We start from the raw sequence: 21,158 nt of genomic DNA, 5'->3' as shown, positions 1-21,158 counted from the left end.
TTCTTTAGAAATAAAGGATATGATATTTAAAAACATAATGTTAAAGTCTTAAAATTTTTCTAGCGAATATTTAAATGAGAGTTTAAATATAAACTAAAAAACGAAACAATTTTAAAAACACAACTTTTTTATTAGATGTAGCAATATATTTAATAAGATAGTAGCCAAGGAATAATTATTCAAAACGGTGAAGTAATGTAAATTACTTTATCAACAAAAATAAGCTATTAAGGGCTAATGGTGGATGCCTAGACTGTAAGAGGCGAAGAAGGACGTACTAGACTGCGATAAGCTACGGGGAACTGTCAAGAAGTTTTGATCCGTAGATTTCCGAATGGGACAACCCAGCATATAGAGATATATGTTACCTTTCGAGGGGCGAACGTGGCGAAGTGAAACATCTCAGTAACCACAGGAAGAGAAATCAAATGAGATTCCGTTAGTAGCGGCGAGCGAACGCGGATTAGGACAAACCCAATGCTTGCATTGGGGGTTGTAGGACCATAACATGAGACTAAAGAAGATAGAAGAAATAGTTGGAAAGCTATAGCATAGAAGGTGATACTCCTGTAATCGAAATTTTCAATAGCTCTAATGGTATCCTGAGTAGGTCGGAACACGTGATATTTTGACTGAATCTAGGGGGACCACCCTCTAATCCTAAATACTACTTACAGATCGATAGTGAACAAGTACCGTGAGGGAAAGGTGAAAAGTACTCCAGTGAGGAGAGTGAAATAGAACCTGAAACCATTAGCTTACAATCATTCGGAGCCCTATGATTTATCAGGGTGACGGACTGCCTTTTGCATAATGAGCCTGCGAGTTGTGGTGTCTGGCAAGGTTAAGTCAAGTACGAAGCCGTAGCGAAAGCGAGTCTTAATAGGGCGAATTAGTCAGATGCTGCAGACCCGAAACGAAGTGATCTATCCATGAGCAGGTTGAAGCTGGTGTAAGAGCCAGTGGAGGACCGAACCGGTGGGCGTTGAAAAGTCCTCGGATGACTTGTGGATAGGGGTGAAAGGCCAATCAAACTTCGTGATAGCTGGTTCTCTCCGAAATATATTTAGGTATAGCCTTGTGTAGTAGCATATAGGGGTAGAGCACTGAATGGGCTAGGGCTGCTTACCGCGGTACCAAACCCTATCAAACTATGAATACTATATGTGTAATCACAGGAGTCAGGCGTAGGGTGATAAAATCCTATGTCGAGAGGGGAACAACCCAGACTAACAGCTAAGGTCCCAAAGTCATATCTAAGTGGAAAACGATGTGGAGTTACTGTGACAACCAGGAGGTTGGCTTAGAAGCAGCCATCCTTTAAAGAAAGCGTAACAGCTCACTGGTCTAGTGATTCTGCGCGGAAAATATAACGGGGCTAAGATATGCACCGAAGCTTTAGACTCAAGTTTACTTGAGTGGTAGGAGAGCGTTCTATTCAGCGTTGAAGGTGTACCGGCAAGGAGCGCTGGAGCGGATAGAAGTGAGCATGCAGGCATGAGTAGCGATAAAAGAGGTGAGAATCCTCTTCGCCGAAAACCCAAGGTTTCCTACGCGATGCTCGTCATCGTAGGGTTAGTCGGGACCTAAGTCGAGTCCGAGAGGGGTAGACGATGGCAAATTGATTAATATTTCAATACCAACAAATAAGCGCGATGTGGGGACGCATAGAGTTAATCGAGCACACTGATGGAATAGTGGGTCGAAGGACGTAGGCTGTAACTTAGGCAAATCCGGGTTACATGAAGCCGAGATCTTATAGGCTCTTGACACTCTTCGGAGGAGATAGAGAATCGATGATACTGTCGTGCCAAGAAAAGCCACTAAGTATATTATTTGTTGCCCGTACCGTAAACCGACACAGGTGGGTGGGATGAGTATTCTAAGGCGCGTGGAAGAACCCTGGTTAAGGAACTCTGCAAACTAGCACCGTATCTTCGGTATAAGGTGTGCCTACTTTGGTATAGAGATTTACTCTCAAAAGCTAAAGAGGTTGCAACAAAGAGTCCCTCCCGACTGTTTACCAAAAACACAGCACTTTGCTAACACGTAAGTGGATGTATAAGGTGTGACGCCTGCCCGGTGCTCGAAGGTTAATTGATGATGTTAGCATTAGCGAAGCATTTGATCGAAGCCCGAGTAAACGGCGGCCGTAACTATAACGGTCCTAAGGTAGCGAAATTCCTTGTCGGTTAAATACCGACCTGCATGAATGGCGTAACGAGATGGGAGCTGTCTCAACCAGGGATCCAGTGAAATTGTAGTGGAGGTGAAAATTCCTCCTACCCGCGGAAAGACGGAAAGACCCCGTGCACCTTTACTACAGCTTGACACTGTAGCTTGGATATTCTTGTGCAGGATAGGTGGGAGGCTTTGATTCATAGACGCCAGTATATGATGAGCCATCCTTGAGATACCACCCTTGAATATTTGAGTTACTAACTGTGTATAATTATCTTATACCAGGACAATGTCTGGTGGGTAGTTTGACTGGGGCGGTCGCCTCCTAAAAAGTAACGGAGGCTTACAAAGGTTAGTTCATGGCGGATGGAAATCGCCAGTTGAGTATAATGGCATAAACTAGCTTGACTGTGAGACATACAAGTCGAACAGAGACGAAAGTCGGTCATAGTGATCCGGTGGTTCTGTGTGGAAGGGCCATCGCTCAAAGGATAAAAGGTACGCCGGGGATAACAGGCTGATCTCCCCCAAGAGCTCACATCGACGGGGAGGTTTGGCACCTCGATGTCGGCTCATCGCATCCTGGGGCTGGAGCAGGTCCCAAGGGTATGGCTGTTCGCCATTTAAAGCGGTACGCGAGCTGGGTTCAGAACGTCGTGAGACAGTTCGGTCCCTATCTTCCGTGGGCGTAGGAAAGTTGAGGAGATTTGTCCCTAGTACGAGAGGACCGGGATGAACGTACCACTAGTGTACCAATTGTTCTGCCAAGGGCATCGTTGGGTAGCTATGTACGGATGTGATAAGAGCTGAAAGCATCTAAGCTCGAAGCCAACTTCAAGATGAACTTTCCCTGAAGATCCCAGCAAGACTAGCTGGTTGATAGGCTAGGTGTGTAAGCGTTGTAAGACGTTTAGCTGACTAGTACTAATAGATCGTTTGGCTTTTTTTAATAAATTTCTTGGTTTACTATCTTATTAAGTATATTTACTTAATAAATGTGTGAATTGTTTCACAAAGCGTTTCCTTGAAAAGATGAACATCTTTTTAAGAAGCTATAAGACTTTAACATTATCTTTACACTCATTACCCTAATGTGAGTATAAAGAGTTTATTTGAACTTTTTATACTCATATTGCTGGTGGTTATAGAGAAGTGGAAATACCCAGCCCCATTCCGAACCTGGAAGTCAAGCACTTCATCGCTGATAATACTGCAGGTTTCACTTGTGGAAACGTAGGCCGCTGCCAGCTCTTGAGTATTGTTTCTCAAAAAGATATTCATCTTTTTAAGGCACAGTTTATTCTAAAAGCTTTTATCTATTTGAACTTCTTTACAGTTCCTTTAGGTAGAAGCTTTTTTTTTAGCCCACTTTTTTTACCACTTACCTATTATTCTCTTTTTTTATTATTTTTTATAGTTTTATTGCCTCTTTTTTATTTTATTTTTATATAATAAATAAAAGATATTGTCTTTTATCTACTTTTTTAGGAACTTACTTGTTAAAAAGATCTATTTATAAAGTTTTAAATGTATTAACTATTTTTCCCCCTCTTTTAATAATATTGCTTTCAATTATTATCACAAGTTATTTAGTTTATGAAAATCAAAAAAAATTTGAGAAAGAATCATTTTTATTAAAGAAGGAGTATCTTAAAGATAGTAGACAGAAGATTTATGAAGATGTGAACAATGCAATTAAATATATAGAGTATGAATATGAAGATACAGAAGAAAAGCTAAAACAAGATTTAAAAAATAGAGTTAATGATGCTTACTCTATTATTAAAGGTATTATTAAAAACAATCAGAATCTTAATAAAGATGAACAAATAAAGATTATAAAAGATGCTTTAAATGATATTAGATTTAATGATGGTAGGGGTTATTATTATATTTATAGTATGCAAGGCAAATGTATATTATTACCAATTCAAAAAAAACTTGAAGGTAAATTTTTTTTAGATGTAAAAGATAAAAGGGGTAAGTTTATTACTAAATCTATAATTAAGTCTTTAAAAGAAAATAAGGAAGAATTTATAACTTGGTGGTGGTATAAACCAAATGATATAGAAAAACAATATAAAAAGATTTCTTTCAATAAATATATAAAAAAATTAGATATGTATATTGGGACGGGTGATTATATTGAAGATTTTGAAAGTGTAATAAAAAAGAAAGTTATATCTTTTCTTTCAAGTTTTAAATATGAAACGGGGGGTTATATTTTTATTTTAGATAGTGAAGGTAGAATTATTTTACATCCTAATGAGAAACTTCGAAATAAATATATAGACACTTTAAACATAAGAGATAAAACTAATTTAGAATCTATTATAAAAATAGGGAAAAAAGGTGAAGGATATCTTACTTATTCTTCTGATGTATTAGGTTTATATAAAGATGGTATTTATAAAACATCATATATAAAAGGTTTAGATAAATGGAATTGGATTATTGGAAAAGGTTTTTATAAAAATGATTTATATGAAACTATAGCTTTAAATCAAAATGAATTAAAAAAAGAAAATACAAAAATCGTAACTAAAATAATTCTTATCAGTATATTTATTACTACAATTTTAATCATTATTATTTTGTATAATGTTAAATTTTTAAGAAATAAATTTGATTTAATTAATAAAAGAATTGAAAATGAGATTAAATCTAATCATGAAAAAGATAAACTTTTATTTCAGCAATCTAAAATGGCATCTTTGGGAGAAATGTTACAAAATATTGCTCACCAGTGGAGACAGCCTCTTTCTGTTATATCGACAGCTGCAAGTGGTTTAAAATTAAAAAAAGATTTTAATATTTTAGATGATAATAGTATTGATGATACAGTTAATGTAATAATGAAATCAACTACTTATCTATCTAAAACTATTGATGATTTTAGGAATTTTTACAAAGATGAAAAAAAAGAAAAATGTTTTAATATTAAAAATGCTATTACTGACAGTATAGATATTATTTCAATAAAATTGAAAAATAAAAATATTCTTCTTGAATGTAATTTAATTGATTATGAATATAAAGCACTTAAAAATGAATTGATTCAGGTGCTTATCAATATTCTAAATAATGCAATAGATGCTTTTGAAAAACAAAAGGATAGATTAATTTTTATTGATATTGAGGAGAATACATCTTTTTTAAAAATTAGTATAAAAGATAGTGCAGGTGGAATTCCAAATGACATAATAGATAGAGTTTTTGAACCTTATTTTACTACTAAGCATAAGGCACAAGGAACAGGTATAGGTTTATTTATGAGTCAAGAAATAATTACAAAGCATTTTGAGGGTATTATTAGTGTAAAAAATTGTACTTTTGAATATAAAACTAATAATTATAAGGGTGCATGTTTTACAATTAATTTACCTATAAAAAAAGGCCAGTTGTAAACAACTGACCTTTTTTATCGGAAAGAACAAAATCTTATAACCTAGATTCATATCTTCTAAGCATATATAATCTTTTAAGCATTTTCTTTCTAGCATTGATTTTTTGCTTTTTTCTGATCTCTGTCATTGGCTCAAAAAATCTTCTAGCTCTAGTTTCAGTAACAATAAGATTTCTATCACATTGTTTCTTAAACCTTCTGTATGCTTCGTCAAAAGATTCGCTCTCTTTTACTTTAATGCCTGGCATGTAAAGTTCACCTACTTTCTTTTTAATTTAGGCTTGCATTATATTTAAATTATACTTAATTTCAATTTAACTAAAGTTTGAATATAATAAAAATACTAATAAAGAGGATATTAATTTGGATTTAACACACTTAGATAATAATAATAGACCAAAAATGGTTGATGTTTCTGCTAAAGATGAAACAACAAGAGTTGCTGTTGCTTCTGGTAAAATTTCAATGAGTCAAGAAGCTTTTGATGCAATAATTAAAAATAATACAAAAAAAGGGCCTGTTATTCAGACTGCTGTTATTGCTGCTATCATGGGTGTTAAAAAAACTAGTGATTTAATTCCTATGTGTCATCCATTACTTTTAAGTGGTATAAATTGTGATGTAGAAGAACTACCTGCTTTACCTGGATTTAAACTTATTGTAACTGCAAAATTAAATGGACAAACAGGTGTTGAAATGGAAGCTTTAACGGGTGTTAGTTTAGGGCTTTTAACTATATATGATATGGTTAAAGCTATTGATAAATCTATGGTTATTTCAAATGTCCAACTTGAAGAAAAATCAGGTGGAAAAAGTGGAGATTTCACAAGAAATTAAGTATAAGGAGATTAGATGATAGATTTAAATAAAGAAAAATTAAAATTAAACTACCCTTGTAATTGGAAATATAAAATTGTAGTTTTAGAAACTATCAATATTAAAACTGTAGTTACTGATGTTGTTTCACAAAGAGAACATAAGGTAAAAGAATCTAATGTAAGTAAAAAAGGTAAATTTAAAAGTTATACTTTAGAATTGCTTGTTCATAGTGATGATGATAGAAAAGGTTTATATGAGAATCTTGGAAATCATGATGATATTAAAATGGTATTATAATTTATGAATAGGAGAGATTTTTTAAATATCTCAAAAGCAGGAGTTATAACTACTGCTTTATTTAGTAAAGAATTACTTGCTATAGAACCTCCTGAAATTAGAACTCCATACTTTTATTTAGAAGAAAAATATGAAAATGACTTTCAAGAAATTAGAAGAAAACTAAATCTTATTCAAAGACATGTGGGATATGGAAATTTTAATATTTTAGGTTTTGATGAAGCTTTAAAAATTGCTAAACGAGTCTCTTCAATAGGTGAGTTTTCAAAATCACAATTAGAGTTTTTAGAATTTATGTTTTATTATAATCCATCGTCACATGGATTTTATGGTAAAAGAATCACTAAAAGCATTACAAGTAGTATTGATACAAAACAAATAGTAAAAGTTCCAAAAACAGGACACTATCTTTTTAAAGGTAAACCTTTAGAAACCTATAATGAAATGGTAAAAGATATTGGAAATACTCTTACTTTAACATCAGGAATTAGAAGTGTTGTTAAGCAAACAAAATTATTCTTTGATAAAATTGCTTCTGTTAATGGTAATATTACAGTTGCAGCAATTTCTTTAGCTCCTCCAGCTTATACATATCATTTTATAGGAGATTTTGATGTAGGTAAAAAAGGCTTTGGTCATGCAAACTTTACATCAAGATTTGCACTTACAGATGAATTTAAAAGAATAAAGAACTTAAAGTATGTAGATGTAAGATATACAATTAATAATAAGGATGGAGTAAGGTATGAGCCTTGGCATATTACGACTGTTTAGAATATCAATAGTATTTTTATTAATACAAAATTTATATGCACAGGTGCAAACTTATGATTTTGATTTCATCAAAAAAGGTGAACAAGACGATAATACTTTACTTTTAATAGGTGGTATTCAAGGTGATGAGCCAGGAGCATTTATGGCTGCATCTTTAATTGCTACTCACTATAATATTAAAAAAGGTTCAGTTTGGGTTATTCCTAATCTTAATTTTTATTCAATTATTAAAAGATCTAGAGGTCCTTATGGCGATATGAATAGAAAATTTGCTGAACTTTCTCCAAAAGATCCTGATTTTGATACGATTCAGCGTATAAAGAAATATATAAAAGCTCCTGAAGTTAAATTAATATTGAATTTACATGATGGAAGTGGTTACTATAGAAAAGAGTATATTAATAATTTATATTCTCCAAGAAGATGGGGACAATGTTCTATCATAGATCAATCTAACTTAGATATTCCTAAGTATGGTAACCTTGAAGAAATTTCTACAAAAGTTGTTAGTAGTATTAATCAAAAGTTATTAGATAAAAAAGATATTTATAATGTAAAGAATACAAAAACTAGACAAGGTGATAAGGAAATGGAGAAAACCCTTACTTACTTTGCTATTAATAATAAAAAAGCTGCATTTGCTAATGAAGCTAGTAAAGAATTACCATTACATGAAAGAGTATATTATCATCTTTTAGCTATTGAAGCTTATATGGATATTATGGGAATAGAGTATGAGCGAAAGTTTGAAGTTTCAACTACAAGTATAAAAAACGTAATAGATCATGATATTTATATCTCTTTTTATGATGAACAAATAAAATTACCACTTAGTAAAGTAAGAAGTATTTTAAAGTATTTCCCTATTAGTAAAGATGGTATTCTTGAGTTTACTCCCTCAAATCCTTTAATGACAATAATTAAACAAGGAAAAGAGTATGTTATTCACTATGGAAATAGAAGATTAGCTAAGCTTCACCCTGATTATATAAAGGTTATAAAAGATGAAAGAAATATTAATTTTTTAATTGATGGTGAAAAAAGAAGTGTAAAACTAGGTGATATCATCTATGCAAAAGATAATTTTATGATACAACCAATTGATGATTTAAGAGTTAATATAATTGGATATGTGAATAAAAATATAAAAAGTGAAGTTGGTGTTACTGTAAACAAAAAAGAGGTTCAAAAAAGATTTTCTATTGATAGAAATGGAGATTTATTTAGAATTGAGTTTTATAAAAAAGATAAGTTTATAGGAATGGTACTTTTGGGTTTTGAAAAATAGAGTATAAAACTCTATTTTTTAATCAAATGAAACTAGTTCTTGTTTGAAAAGTTCTTGATTGATTTTTTTACAAGCTGATTTATAAAGTTTTTGGATTCTTTCTTCATCATCTTTTACAATTTCTTGTATTTCTTCTAAAGATTTACCTTCTTCAAAAGCTACAAAAGTTTTAAACTCTTTTTTAGTGAATTTTCTTTTTAATACATCTTTGATTTCATCTTCAGGTCTTAGTACCCCTACTAATTTATCAATATGTTTTAATACAGCTTCTGTATAATTCATTTTTTTCCTTTTACTAATTTATCCAAGTTTCTAGTTTATTTAAATCTTTATAAGATGTCATATCTAGCATAATTGGAGTTACTGATATATAATTTGCTTTGATTGCTTCAAAATCACAAGATTTATCCAAGCTTTCTTTCCAGATTAATGGATGTAGTCCAATCCAGTAATACTCTTCACCTCTTGGATTTAGATGTCTATGGGTATCATTTCCATACTCTCTATATCCAGCTTTTGTTATTTTGATACCTTTGCACTCATTGGCTTTTATAGGTGGGATATTAACATTTAATAGCTTTCTTTCATCTAATGGGAACTCATTTTCAAGTATTTTAGAAGCTAACTTAACAATTGTTTGTTTTGCTAAAGCAAAGTCCCAACCATTTTTTATATCCAGACATTTATTTTTACATACTTGGGAAATAGCAATTGCAGGTACACCTTGAAGAACAGCTTCCATAGCTCCTGCTGCTGTTCCACTATAAGTAATATCTTCTCCCATATTAGCACCAATATTTATTCCACTTATTACTAAATCAGGTTTAAATTCTTCATCAAAAAGATTGTTTAATGATATGAAAACACAATCAGTTGGTGTCCCATCATCAACTCTATAGTAATCATCATCAACCTTATCAAGTTTAAGTGGTCTATCTAAAGTTAAGGAGTGACCACACGCTGATTTATTTTTAGCAGGAGCCACTACTGTAAGCTTTGCTATAGGGCTTAAGGCTTCAATTAAAGCTTTTAATCCAATAGCATCAAAGCCATCATCATTTGTAAGTAAAATATGCTTTTTTATCATGCTACTACATAAGCTCCTTCTATTTGTTTAATTAAATTTTCTACATTTGAAGTAACTTTAAATCCTGTTTCAAGCTCAATATCTGCAAGTTTTGATTTAACTAAAAGTTTAAATTCTCTTCTTCCTTGATTGTTGGCAATAATATCAAAAAGTTTATACATAACTTCATCTTTATCATCAAAAGGAATGGCAACAGTCAAAGGAGGCTCAATTTTTTCAACTTGTTTTGTTTTTACTTTTTCTTTTTTTGCATCTTGTAGACTTTCTATTTTTAAGATATTCATTCTTGTAAAGTTTTCATCTTTTGTGATTCTTACTTTAAAAGCAATAGGTTCTGAATCACTTGGATTTTTAAGGTCAATTCCAAAATCATCTTCAAGTTCTTTTAATCTATTTTCAAACATCATAAGCTCAATATTTCCATGTAAGTCCATGATTGAAGCAATACCGAATTTATTACCTTTCTTAGATATTTTTTCAGTAATGCTCTCTATTTTCCCTACAAATAAAGCTTGAGAACCATCTGCAATTTCATCAATTTCTGATGATAAGGTATATTTTATTTGATCTAATTGTTCTCTATAATCATCAAGTGGGTGACCAGATACATAGAATCCTAAAGAAGCTTTTTCAAGTTCAAGTAGTTCTTTGTTATCAAATTCAGGTAATTCTTCTAATTCTATTTCAATAGAAGTTAATTCTTCACTATCTCCAAACAATGAACCAACAGCCATTTTTTTAGCTTTTGCCACATTTCCAACAGCTTCACCTATTTGCTCAATTTGTTCAAGCATTGCTCTTCTTGTATAGTGAAAACCATCTAAAGCACCTGCTTTGATTAGTGATTCAATTACTCTTTTATTTACTTTACTTCCATCAATTCTTGAAATAAAATCTGATAAACTCTTAAACTCTCCACCTTCTTTTCTAACTCTTAAAATTGAGTTTATGGCAATATCTCCAGCACCTTTAATAGCACCCATACCAAACATAACAACTTCTTCTCCATCAATTTTTTTAGCAGAGAATACAAGATCTGATTTATTTATATCAGGTGGGAATAAATCAAGTCCTAATCTTTTTACTTCATCCACATACTTAACAACTTTATCAGTATTATCTTTTTCAAGAGTAAGTAGGGCTGCCATAAATTCAGATGGGTAGTAACACTTAAGATATGAAGTATAGAATGTTACAAGTGCATAGGCTGCTGAGTGAGATTTATTAAATCCGTATCCCGCAAACTTTACAATAAGATCGAATAACTCTTCTGTATAGGCTCTTGTGTAACCTTTTTCTTGGGCTCCATCGGCAAACTCAGTTTTAAGTTTGTCCATCTCTTCTTTAATCTTTTTACCCATAGCCCTTCTAACTAAGTCCGCACCACCAAGTGAGAAGCCACCAATACTTTGCACAATCTGCATAACTTGCTCTTGATATACAATAACTCCATAAGTAGTTTCAAGTATAGGTTTAAGTGCTGGCTCAAGTTCATCATAAAAGTAGTCAATCTTTGCTCGACCATGTTTTCTATCAATAAAGTCATCAAGCATTCCTGACTCCATTGGCCCTGGTCTATATAATGCAAGAACGGCGATAATATCCTCGAAGTTTGAAGGTGCTAGTCTTTTACATAAGTCTTGCATACCATCTGATTCTATCTGGAATAATCCAATTGTATTACCTGTTTGGATTAGTTCATAAACGCCTTTATCATTAACATCTGTTGTTAAGAAATCAACTCTTTTTCCATGTCTTTTCTCAATTAATTTATTTGCTTCTTCAATAACTGTTAGGGTTTTAAGACCTAAGAAGTCAAATTTAATTAAGTCAACATCTTCTACATATTTACCATTGTATTGAGTGGCAAGAGTATCTAATCCTGAGGGTTTAAATAAAGGTGTTTTCTTCCATAAAGGTTCATTTGAAATAACAACACCTGCTGCGTGAGTACCTGCATTTCTATTTAGTCCTTCTAAAGCTAGGGCAAATTCCCAAACTCTTTTTGATAGTGGGTCTGAATCACAAAGCTCTTTAATTTTAGGCTCTTTTTCATAAGAGTCAGTAAGGTTAATACCAAGTTCATCTGGAATAAGTTTTGCCATTGCATCAGCTTTTGCATAAGGCATATCAAGAACCCTAGCAACATCTCTAATAACCCCTTTTGCAAGAAGCTTACCAAAGGTAATAATTTGAGCAACATTGGCACGACCATATTGTTGTACAACATAGTCAATAATTTCACCCCTTCTACTTTGACAGAAGTCCATATCAATATCGGGCATTGATACCCTTTCTGGATTAAGAAATCTCTCAAAAAGTAAACCATAAGGCATAGGGTCAATATCAGTAATAAATAAACAATAAGCAACAAGTGAACCAGCAGCAGAACCCCTACCAGGCCCAACTGGAATACCCATTTGTTTGGCAACAATTACGAAGTCCCATACAATAAGCATATATCCAGGGAATTTCATGTTGTTGATAATATCAATTTCTACTTGAAGTCTCTGTCTATACTCTTCATGTTTTTCTTCTGGAACTATTTCAAGTCTTTTTTCTAAACCTTTCCAACACTCATGAATAAATAAAGCTTTATCATTTTCAAGTGAATACTCTTCATCTGGAAAAGGTATTTCAACATTTTGCTCTTTAAGTTTATCTCTTGTAAATTTAAAGTTTGGAGGTGTAGGGTTTCCTAGTTTTATCTCTAAATTACATTTATCAGCAATTTCTTGAGTTGCTTCAATAGCCTCTGGGATATCAGCATAAAGTTTTGCTATTTGCTCTGGGGATTTTAAATAAAATTCATGAACAGAGTGTCTTAATCTATTTGGATCATCATAAAGTTTATTCATGGCGATACACATAAAGGCTTCATGTGCATCGGCATCTTTTGGGTTTAAGTAGTGTGTATCATTTGTAGCTACTACTTTTATTCCCGTTTCATGGGCGATTCTTAGAATTTGGTCATCAACAAAGTGTTGGTCACCAATTCCATGTCTCATGATCTCAAGGTAGAAATCATCTCCAAAAATATCTCTATATTCTAAGGCAATCTCTTTTGCTCTTTCATAACCTTTTGCACCATTTCTTACGTTTCTTTCATTTTGTAAATTTAGGTGCCAGTTTATTTCACCTTGTAGACAAGCAGCAGAACAAACTAAACCTTCACTATTTTCTCTTAAAAGCTTTTTATTGATTCTTGGATAGTAGTAAAAACCATGCATATAAGCTTGTGAACTTAAATACATTAGGTTTTTATAACCAGTATCATTTTTTGCATATAAACATAAGTGATATCTTTGTCTATTTGTTTTATCTCCTAATTCTTCTGAATTATGGATATACGCTTCCATACCAATAATAGGTTTGATACCTTCTTTTCTCATGGCATTATAAAAGTCAATAGCTCCAAACATGTTACCATGATCTGTCATGGCAACAGAGGACATTCCAAGCTCTTTTACTTTTTTAGCTAAGGGTTTAATTTTGTTTGCACCATCAAGTAGTGAATATTCTGTATGTAAATGTAAATGTGTAAATTGTGGTGTATCAGACATAATATAATCTTTTTAAAATAATTTTTGTTTGTTAATAGTTTATATTATATCTAAAAAATGATTTTGAGCCTCTTTAAAACCAAGATTAAAACACTCTTCTAATTCTTTAAAAGTGAACAAAGAAAATCCTCTGATATGAGGACTTCCTAAATATTCGTGTGTGTGAGCAATTGAGTGGGCATGATTTTCATGTAATTGTTTAAAAATTTTTTTATGAATTGTTTTAATAGGATTAATTTTTTTGATATTTTTTTTGTTTTCTTTTGGGAATAAATCAACACTAAAAATATGATAATTTTTTTCTAATAAAGGTTTTATTGGAACATTATCAAATAATCCTCCATCTATTAAATACATTCCTTTATATTTTACAGGTTTAAAAAGAGGAATCAATGCAGATGAAGCCATGCATAAAGTCACCGTATCTCCACTGTTAAAATAATGAAGTTTTTTCTCTTTAGTATCATAGGCATTTACATAAACAGGTTTTGGAATATCTTCTAGTCTTTCAATAGGAAGTAGTTCTTTTATTATTTTATTTGCAGAGTCTATTTTAAGTAAACCATTTCTAAAGTAGTTGAATTTTAGAGCTTGTCTAACATCTTTACTTCCAAAGATTTTTAGTTGTTCTTTTGCAGAAATACCACTTGCATGAGAAGCACTTATTATACTTCCGATTGAAGAACCACTATAGGCTTTAATATCTATATTATTTTCTTCACAAAAGTGTAAAACTCCTAAGTGAAAAGCACCTCTTGCAGCACCTCCACCAAGTGCAAGGCCTAAATTATTTATCATTTTTATCTAACCAATCTATTATTTTAAATTCTCCATCAAAGGTTTCAATAATGGCTGTACAGTTTTCCACCCAGTCCCCACAATTAAGGTACTCTATACCATTTATATCTTTTATCTCTGCCTTATGAATATGTCCACATATAATACCATCATATCCTTTATTTTTTGCATGAGTTGAAAGAACACTTTCAAAATCATTTATAAATGAAACTGATGATTTTACAGAGTCTTTTACATATTTTGATAAAGACCAATATTTTTTTATTCCAAGTTTTTGTCTGATAAAGTTTAAGACAGTATTTAAATGTAAAAGTAAGTCATAACCATAATCGCCAAGAATTGCTAGCCACTTTTTTGTCATAGTAATTGAGTCAAAAAAATCCCCATGAGTTATATAATATTTTTTTCCATTAATTCCTTGATAATCAAGTTCATTGGAAATATTTAAAGAATCACCTAAGACAAGCGGTACAAAAGGTCTTATGAACTCATCGTGGTTACCTGTTATAAAGTGAACATTTGTTCCTTTTCTGGCTTTTTTTAGAATTTTTTGAATAACATCTGAGTGAGTTTGAGGCCAAATAAACTTTCGTTTTATAGCCCATCCATCTATAATATCTCCCACTAAAATTAGATTTTCACACTCATTATGTTTTAAAAAATTTAATAATTTTTTAGCCTTTGAAAACCTTGTGCCCAAATGAACATCTGATATAAATATGCTTTTGTATTTCATCTTTGAATTTTAGAGTACTTTGATTACAATTGAATAACAAAAGAAAAATAGTATTTATGGGTTTCTTCAAGATTTTATAAGCTAGTTTTAAATAAAATTTAAACAATTATACTAAGGGGAATTTTATGTTGAAAACTTTTGCAAAGACTTGTTTAGTAGCTACTGCTACTATGATATTTTCGGGATGTCAGATACATCAAACGATTGTACAAAAAGAGCAACTACCAACTGTAAAAGGTCAGCAAACAAATAATACTTCAAGTGCAAATCTAAGCACTAACCATCTTCAACAAACAAATAATGAAGTTCAAGTTACAAAAGAGTATTTAAAAATTGCAAATGATCAAGAAAAGTTTGTAACAAAACAATATACGTTAGAAGGAACAATAAACTCTTTAGCAACACAAATGATGAGAAATCAAAAACTTGCTACAAATAAACCTGTAATTATTACTTCTTTTGTTAGATTAGACCAGTTCAAAAAGACTACTGAATTTGGAAGAATTGTAAGTGAAAGCTTAATCAATGAACTTTCAAATAAAGGTTTTAATATCATTGAATTTAGAGGTCAGCTAGCTGTATCTGTAGATGATAAAGGTGAATACTTTATTACAAGAAAAGTTAGACAAATGAAAGGTAAAACACCAAACACTTATGTAGTAGTTGGAACTTATTCAAGACAATATAAAAAAGTGATTTTAAATGCTAGAGTTATTGATAATATTACTGGTAGAATTATTACAAGTGCAAGATCAACTTATCATCATGGAAGAGCAAATGATTGTATGATGTTTAGTGATTGTAAACCAGCAAGAACTGTTCAAATCGTAAAAGAACACTAATATAAATGAAATCCTCTTTTTCTAAAAACTTAAGAAGTATTTTACTTCTAGGTTTTTTAACTCTTTTTTTAACTTCATGTTCATACTATAAAATTCCTATTGATGGAGCAAATGATTTTCATTCATTAGTTTCTAAATTAGTTGATGAATCAGCAGTAAAAATAAAAAAGAATGTAGCTTATGAAGAAGTTGTCTTAGTTTCTGATTTTGTAAATATTCAAGATTTAGAAAACAAATCACAACTTGGTTTTCTATTATCAAATATACTAAAAGATAAATTAGTATCTTTAGATATAGTAGTAAGAGAGGTTACTTTTGGGAAAGAGTTTCAGCTAGGTCAAAAAGGTTTTAATATGCTTATTAGAGATAAAAGAAAGATTATTTCTGATGAGGTTACAAAAGCTAGATATGCTGTAGTTGGAACTTATTCTATCTCTACTAGAAGTCTAAATATTTTTATTAAACTTATAGATATTCAAACTGGAAATATTTTAGCTTCTTCCCATGAAAGAACTTCTATCGATCAAGAAATTATTGATCTTGAAGGTGAAGAAGAAAGAAAAATTGTTCTTAAACCAAGAGTTGTTTTATAAAATATCTTGGATTAAGAACTGAGTGCTAAGCTCTCCTCTAAACTCATTTTTATTTACAGAAACTATCATATCAAGTTTATTAGGTAGATTTGTATTGCTATCATTAAATTTTAAAGCCTCAAAGATTATCCCCTCACTATTAAGTGTAAGCTTTAAATGATTTTTATCTTTTCCTATTAAATCATATTTTACTAGGTTTACATTTGAAATTTTAAAAATAGGTTTATGGTTTTGTAGGCCATAAGGTTCGAACTGCTCAATTATAGATAGAAACTCTAAATCAACAGAAGATACATCAAGTTCCCCTAAAGTTTTAGGTTCAATATGAAGTTTGTCTTTCTTATCTTCTAATTCTTGGTTTACTATAGCTTTAAACTCTTCTAAATTTTCTTCTTTCATCGCTAAACCAGCAGCATTTTTGTGACCACCATAACCTAACAATAAATGATTTGCTTTAGTGATTAAATCATAAAGATTTATATCAGCATTTGCTCTTGCACTTCCTTTGGCAATACCATTATTGATTGAAAAAATAAATGCAGGTCTTTTAAAGTGATGAGACATTTTTGAAGCTACAATACCTATCACTCCTTCATGCCAATCTTCTCCCCAAACAATAACAGCATTATCATCGTAACTAGACGCACTTAGAGCTTTTTGAGAAATCTCTTCTTGTAGAGTTTTTCTATAATTATTTAATTCTTCTAATAATTGTAAAGATTCATTTGCACTAAAGGAGTTATTTGAGAGTAAAAAAGATAAGGCTACAGAAGCATCGTCCATTCTTCCTGCACTATTGATTTTAGGAGCTATAAAAAAGCCAATATCATCTGAAACTAAAGCTGCTTTACCCATAACTTCATTTAGTTTTTTAAAGGCTTCTCTTTGTGAGTTTTTGATTTTCTTAAGACCTTGCTTTACCATAGTGTAATTAAGTGCAGTCATAGGCATAATATCAGCAACAATAGCTAATGCTAAAAGATCTAAGAAATCTGACATATTTACATTTAGATTTAACTCTTTTTTTATTGCTGCACATAAATACCAAGCAACTTGTGCTCCACAAATATCTTTAAATTCAAAGTTACAATCTTCTTGTTTTGGATTTATAATAGCAATTGCAGGAGGTAATTCATCTCCTACTGTATGATGATCTGTAATTATTAAATCAATATCTTTTTTTTCAAGTTTCTTAGCGGCTTCAACTGCTGAAATACCATTGTCAACAGTAATAACTAAGCCTTTATCTATCATATCAACTATTTTAGGAGATAAGCCATAACCATGTTCAAATCGATTTGGAATTATGTGTTTTACTTTATATCCAATTTTATTAAAAAAATCTAACATAATAGTAGTAGAGACAACACCATCTACATCATAATCCCCTACAATTGTTATAGTTTCATTATTTAAAATGGCAGTTTTGATTCTTGAGGTTGCTTTTTTGATATCTTTGAAGTTATCAGGAGTAGGGATATTTGCAAGGCGTGAATAAGGATTATTCACGTGTCTTGCAGATAAAATTTCAAAAAGTCTATTTTTTGTAATTTTAGACATTAGTCTTTTTTATTTGCTTGTTTTACAAACTCTAAAATAATTGGGTTTGGAGTCTCTAAGTGAGAAGTAAATTCTGGGTGGAATTGAACACCTACAAACCATGGATGGTCTTTAATTTCAACGGCTTCAATTAAACCATTTGATTGACCTGAAATAAGCATTCCTGCTTCTTCTAATCTTTCTTTATAAGCTGGGTTTGCTTCATATCTATGTCTATGTCTTTCATAGTAGATTTCTTCATTTCCATAAGCTTTTTGAAGATTTGTTCCTTTTAAAGGTTCAAATGGATATTCCCCAAGTCTCATAGTTCCACCCATTGGTGATTTATGAGTTCTTAATTGTTTATTTCCACTTTGATCCATAAATTCATCAATTAAATAGATTAATGGTTCTTGTGTATTCTCATCGAATTCTACAGAGTTTGCATTTTCTAAACCTAATACATTTCTTGCATATTCGATTACTGAAAGCTGCATTCCTAAACAAATACCAAGGTATGGAATTTTATTTTCTCTTGCATATTTTATAGCTTCAAGTTTACCTTCAACTCCTCTATGACCAAATCCACCTGCAACTAAAATTGCATCAGAATTTCCAATAATTTCATAAGCACCAGTATCTTCAATTTTTTCAGAGTCACACCAGTGAATATTTACTTTTGTATTTAAGTGAGCACCTGCATGAATTAATGCTTCGATTAATGATTTGTAAGACTCTTTTAAATCTAAATATTTACCAACAAAAGCAATTGTTACTTCATCTTTTGGAACTAAGATATTTTTAACTAATGTATCCCATCTTTCCATATTTGGCTTAAATTTAATATTGAAGTGTTCTGATAAAGGAGTTAAAATTCCTTCTTTTATAAAGTGTAGTGGCACTTGATAAATAGATTGTGCATCACCTGCTTCAATTACTGCGTTTCTATCAATATCACATGATAAAGCTAATTTGTCTTTTAAGTTTTTTGGTAGCTCTTTTTCTGTTCTACATACTAACATGTGAGGAGTAATACCAATTCTTCTTAACTCTTGAACAGAGTGTTGAGTAGGTTTTGTTTTAAGTTCACCTGCTGCTTTGATATATGGAACTAAACTTACATGAATATTCATAGTTTTATCTTTTGGTTTTTCATGTCTAATAGCTCTAATTGCTTCCATAAATGGTAAACCTTCAATATCACCAACTGTTCCACCAAGTTCAATTATTAAAAAATCTTTTTCATCTGCTGCTGCATAAATTCTATCTTTAATTTCATCAACAACATGAGGAATAACTTGAATAGTTTTACCTAAGTATCCACCTTCTCTTTCTCTTTTAATTACACTTTGATAAACTTGTCCTGTCGTAAAAGAGTTTTTAGCAGTTAAAGTTGTGTCAATAAATCTTTCGTAGTTACCTAAGTCAAGGTCAGTTTCAGCACCATCAGCAGTTACGAAAACTTCTCCGTGCTCTAGTGGACTCATTGTTCCTGGGTCTACATTTAAGTAAGGGTCGATTTTAAGCATACTTACTTTGAATCCAGATTGTTTTAAAATTGTTGCAATAGAAGCAGAAGTGATACCTTTACCAAGCGAACTTAGTACTCCACCCGTTACAAAAATGAATTTAGTCATTAAAAATACTCCAATTAAATTAAATAGTCATAAATATATTTCGCGATTTTAGCTAAAGTTTGTTGATAGACAAGTTAAGTTATGTTTATAATAGTAGCTTAAAAGTTAGCAATTTGCTAACTTTTAAGATTTAATAATTTATTTAAGTTTATCTGCTCTTGGATAAATAAATACTGCTTTTCTTAGAACACTTACTCTTTTTGGGTCTTCTTTAGCATAAGCTCTTAAAGTAACCGTAATTGGAGTATCTTTTGTATTGTCTTTTACTAAAATTTTATCAGTTTGTAAAATAACAACTTTTTTTCTAAGTTTTCCAGGTTGTAAAGTGAAAGGTTTAAATCTTTTTATCTCAATATCTTTATGATCAATAAGTTCAAGGTGATATGTAAGAGGTTTTGATTCTGTATTTTGGAATAATAATACAAAGTTATTACTTACTACATTGTTCTCTTTTACTTTATATAATTGAGTAGTTTTATTTACATTTAAAAGCATATACTCTTTAGTTCCACCCATCGCAAATAATAAACCTAAAACTATTGTAAGTGCTGCTGCATACATAATAGTTTGCTTTCTAAGCATTTTAGTTGGTTTATTTTTCTTAATCTCATTCGTACTTGACCATTGTACAAGTGAAGGTTTTCCTAGTTTCCCCATAACTGTTGTACATGCATCAACACACTCTAAACAGTTGATACATTCAAGTTGTAAACCTTTTCTAATATCAATATGTGTAGGACAAACAGTAACACATGATTCACAAGTAGTACATTCATCTGTTTGATTTGGTAAGTCTTTGGCTTTGAAAATAATCTTCTCTTTATTTTCATTGTAAATATCACCACCTCTATTTGTAGAGTAAATAGCCTGATAAGTATTGTCATCATAAAGTACTGATTGTACTCTTGAATAAGGACAAATATAAATACAGAAGTCTTCTTTTAGGAATACTGCATCATAAACTATAAATGCTGCAATTGACAATACAAATCCAATTAAGAACATGTGTTCTGTAGGGTTTTGTATATAAGCAAAAAAATCTTCTGGCGGAATAAAATACCACATAAAGTTAGAAGCTGCAATAAGTGCTAAACAAGCCCATATAATGATTGCGATAACTCTTTTTGAAGCATTTTTTGGTTTTGAGAAGTCAGGCTCTTTTTGTTTATTTTTTATTCTTCTAAGACCTAAAAGTTTTCCTTCAATTAAATCTCTATATACAACCCTAAAGATTGTTTGAGGACAGGCCCAACCACACCATGCTCTACCACCTAAAGAAGTAACAGCAAAAATACCTAAAAATAGAAGCATTAGTAAAAATGGCATAAGGTATAATTCCTGCATATCAAATGCAGTACCTAAAAGATGAAGCTGTTTTTTATCAAAAGATAATAAGAAAATGTGGTTACCACCTATAGTAATAAAAGGTAAAGATAAAGATACTATTGTTGCGATTATGTATCCATAATACCTTTTAATTCTATAAGGAGTTTTACTTAAAAATTCATTTTTCTCTTTCACTGTAAAACCTTTGTATATAATGTATACTTAATTATATATAAAGATACCTTATAATAACCATAAATAACTATAAGTAG

At 31.1% G+C, this 21,158-nt stretch carries 16 protein-coding genes and 2 rRNA genes; 9 read left to right on the top strand and 9 right to left on the bottom strand.

The window, feature by feature from the left end:
* Positions 1–217: 217 nt before the first annotated feature.
* The 3 genes from ACH5BK_RS12095 (at position 218) to ACH5BK_RS12085 (ending at position 5,588) form a co-directional block, all read left to right on the top strand.
* Positions 218–3,130 (top strand): 23S ribosomal RNA (locus ACH5BK_RS12095).
* 185 nt (positions 3,131–3,315) lie between these two features.
* Positions 3,316–3,431 (top strand): 5S ribosomal RNA (gene rrf, locus ACH5BK_RS12090).
* Between the two features lie 246 nt (positions 3,432–3,677).
* Entirely contained in the window at positions 3,678–5,588 is a 1,911-nt protein-coding gene (locus ACH5BK_RS12085) for a cache domain-containing protein (RefSeq protein ID WP_404307753.1), read from the top strand.
* Between the two features lie 34 nt (positions 5,589–5,622).
* Here the strand turns inward: ACH5BK_RS12085 and rpsU are convergent, their stop codons facing one another.
* Complete coding sequence (rpsU, locus tag ACH5BK_RS12080) at positions 5,623–5,835, bottom strand: 30S ribosomal protein S21 (protein WP_254576631.1); 213 nt, start codon at positions 5,833–5,835, stop codon at positions 5,623–5,625.
* Between the two features lie 115 nt (positions 5,836–5,950).
* Between rpsU and moaC the strand changes: the two genes are divergently transcribed.
* From moaC to ACH5BK_RS12060, 4 genes are read left to right on the top strand one after another with little or no spacing between them, the layout of a single operon-like run.
* Positions 5,951–6,424 (top strand): cyclic pyranopterin monophosphate synthase MoaC, encoded by a 474-nt coding sequence (moaC, locus tag ACH5BK_RS12075; RefSeq protein ID WP_404307751.1) that lies wholly within the window; start codon positions 5,951–5,953, stop codon positions 6,422–6,424.
* A 15-nt stretch (positions 6,425–6,439) separates the two neighbouring features.
* A complete protein-coding gene (locus tag ACH5BK_RS12070; protein ID WP_404307749.1) occupies positions 6,440–6,703 on the top strand; it encodes a YbeD family protein in 264 nt (87 codons plus the stop codon).
* Between the two features lie 3 nt (positions 6,704–6,706).
* Positions 6,707–7,477: a M15 family metallopeptidase gene (locus ACH5BK_RS12065; RefSeq protein WP_404307747.1), complete on the top strand. Its 771-nt coding sequence runs from the start codon at positions 6,707–6,709 to the stop codon at positions 7,475–7,477.
* Positions 7,449–8,765 carry a M99 family carboxypeptidase catalytic domain-containing protein gene (locus ACH5BK_RS12060; RefSeq protein WP_404307745.1) on the top strand — a complete coding sequence of 439 codons (1,317 nt, stop codon included), beginning with the start codon at positions 7,449–7,451 and terminating at the stop codon, positions 8,763–8,765. The genes ACH5BK_RS12065 and ACH5BK_RS12060 overlap by 29 nt, the downstream gene beginning before the upstream one ends.
* 18 nt (positions 8,766–8,783) lie before the next feature.
* Here the strand turns inward: ACH5BK_RS12060 and ACH5BK_RS12055 are convergent, their stop codons facing one another.
* Genes ACH5BK_RS12055 through ACH5BK_RS12035 form a run of 5 tightly spaced genes read right to left on the bottom strand, consistent with a single transcriptional unit; the run spans position 8,784 to position 14,949 of the window.
* Entirely contained in the window at positions 8,784–9,047 is a 264-nt protein-coding gene (locus ACH5BK_RS12055; protein ID WP_404307743.1) for a hypothetical protein, read from the bottom strand.
* 13 nt (positions 9,048–9,060) lie between these two features.
* Positions 9,061–9,852: a 5'/3'-nucleotidase SurE gene (gene surE / locus ACH5BK_RS12050; RefSeq protein ID WP_404307742.1), complete on the bottom strand. Its 792-nt coding sequence runs from the start codon at positions 9,850–9,852 to the stop codon at positions 9,061–9,063.
* A complete protein-coding gene (dnaE, locus tag ACH5BK_RS12045; RefSeq protein ID WP_404307740.1) occupies positions 9,849–13,415 on the bottom strand; it encodes a DNA polymerase III subunit alpha in 3,567 nt (1,188 codons plus the stop codon). Before dnaE ends, surE begins: the two co-directional genes overlap by 4 nt.
* A gap of 39 nt (positions 13,416–13,454) precedes the next feature.
* Positions 13,455–14,213 carry a patatin-like phospholipase family protein gene (locus tag ACH5BK_RS12040; protein ID WP_404307738.1) on the bottom strand — a complete coding sequence of 253 codons (759 nt, stop codon included), beginning with the start codon at positions 14,211–14,213 and terminating at the stop codon, positions 13,455–13,457.
* Positions 14,203–14,949, bottom strand: coding sequence for a UDP-2,3-diacylglucosamine diphosphatase (locus tag ACH5BK_RS12035; RefSeq protein WP_404307736.1), 747 nt, complete (start codon positions 14,947–14,949; stop codon positions 14,203–14,205). Before ACH5BK_RS12035 ends, ACH5BK_RS12040 begins: the two co-directional genes overlap by 11 nt.
* A gap of 125 nt (positions 14,950–15,074) precedes the next feature.
* Here ACH5BK_RS12035 and ACH5BK_RS12030 point away from each other — a divergent pair, with 125 nt between their 5' ends.
* Both ACH5BK_RS12030 and ACH5BK_RS12025 read left to right on the top strand, forming a co-directional pair.
* On the top strand, positions 15,075–15,791 hold the full coding sequence (locus ACH5BK_RS12030; protein ID WP_404307734.1) for a FlgO family outer membrane protein: 717 nt from the start codon (positions 15,075–15,077) through the stop codon (positions 15,789–15,791).
* Positions 15,792–15,796: 5 nt separating this feature from the next.
* The gene (locus tag ACH5BK_RS12025; protein WP_404307732.1) at positions 15,797–16,384 is read left to right on the top strand and encodes a FlgO family outer membrane protein; all 588 of its coding nucleotides are present in this window, start codon (positions 15,797–15,799) and stop codon (positions 16,382–16,384) included.
* Here the strand turns inward: ACH5BK_RS12025 and recJ are convergent.
* The 3 genes from recJ to ccoG all read right to left on the bottom strand — a co-directional run bounded on the left by recJ (position 16,379) and on the right by ccoG (position 21,081).
* A complete protein-coding gene (gene recJ / locus ACH5BK_RS12020; protein WP_404307730.1) occupies positions 16,379–17,944 on the bottom strand; it encodes a single-stranded-DNA-specific exonuclease RecJ in 1,566 nt (521 codons plus the stop codon). The genes ACH5BK_RS12025 and recJ overlap by 6 nt on opposite strands.
* Entirely contained in the window at positions 17,944–19,560 is a 1,617-nt protein-coding gene (locus ACH5BK_RS12015; protein WP_404307728.1) for a CTP synthase, read from the bottom strand. The genes recJ and ACH5BK_RS12015 overlap by 1 nt, the downstream gene beginning before the upstream one ends.
* Positions 19,561–19,698: 138 nt before the next feature.
* The gene (gene ccoG / locus ACH5BK_RS12010; protein WP_404307726.1) at positions 19,699–21,081 is read right to left on the bottom strand and encodes a cytochrome c oxidase accessory protein CcoG; all 1,383 of its coding nucleotides are present in this window, start codon (positions 21,079–21,081) and stop codon (positions 19,699–19,701) included.
* Positions 21,082–21,158 lie beyond the last annotated feature (77 nt).

Source organism: Arcobacter sp. YIC-80, assembly GCF_044841725.1.
Lineage (GTDB): Bacteria > Campylobacterota > Campylobacteria > Campylobacterales > Arcobacteraceae > Arcobacter_B.
Note: the sequence above shows the minus strand (reverse complement) of the source record. Positions and strands in the feature narration are given on the sequence as shown.

What these genes read in the sequence shown, in the direction of transcription:
- rpsU (WP_254576631.1), bottom strand. Translation starts at nt 5,835, where the DNA reads ATGCCAGGCATTAAAGTAAAAGAGAGCGAATCTTTTGACGAAGCATAC.
- ACH5BK_RS12070 (WP_404307749.1), top strand. Translation starts at nt 6,440, where the DNA reads ATGATAGATTTAAATAAAGAAAAATTAAAATTAAACTACCCTTGTAAT.
- ACH5BK_RS12065 (WP_404307747.1), top strand. Translation starts at nt 6,707, where the DNA reads ATGAATAGGAGAGATTTTTTAAATATCTCAAAAGCAGGAGTTATAACT.
- ACH5BK_RS12060 (WP_404307745.1), top strand. Translation starts at nt 7,449, where the DNA reads ATGAGCCTTGGCATATTACGACTGTTTAGAATATCAATAGTATTTTTA.
- ACH5BK_RS12055 (WP_404307743.1), bottom strand. Translation starts at nt 9,047, where the DNA reads ATGAATTATACAGAAGCTGTATTAAAACATATTGATAAATTAGTAGGG.
- surE (WP_404307742.1), bottom strand. Translation starts at nt 9,852, where the DNA reads ATGATAAAAAAGCATATTTTACTTACAAATGATGATGGCTTTGATGCT.
- dnaE (WP_404307740.1), bottom strand. Translation starts at nt 13,415, where the DNA reads ATGTCTGATACACCACAATTTACACATTTACATTTACATACAGAATAT.
- ACH5BK_RS12040 (WP_404307738.1), bottom strand. Translation starts at nt 14,213, where the DNA reads ATGATAAATAATTTAGGCCTTGCACTTGGTGGAGGTGCTGCAAGAGGT.
- ACH5BK_RS12035 (WP_404307736.1), bottom strand. Translation starts at nt 14,949, where the DNA reads ATGAAATACAAAAGCATATTTATATCAGATGTTCATTTGGGCACAAGG.
- ACH5BK_RS12030 (WP_404307734.1), top strand. Translation starts at nt 15,075, where the DNA reads ATGTTGAAAACTTTTGCAAAGACTTGTTTAGTAGCTACTGCTACTATG.
- ACH5BK_RS12025 (WP_404307732.1), top strand. Translation starts at nt 15,797, where the DNA reads ATGAAATCCTCTTTTTCTAAAAACTTAAGAAGTATTTTACTTCTAGGT.
- recJ (WP_404307730.1), bottom strand. Translation starts at nt 17,944, where the DNA reads ATGTCTAAAATTACAAAAAATAGACTTTTTGAAATTTTATCTGCAAGA.
- ACH5BK_RS12015 (WP_404307728.1), bottom strand. Translation starts at nt 19,560, where the DNA reads ATGACTAAATTCATTTTTGTAACGGGTGGAGTACTAAGTTCGCTTGGT.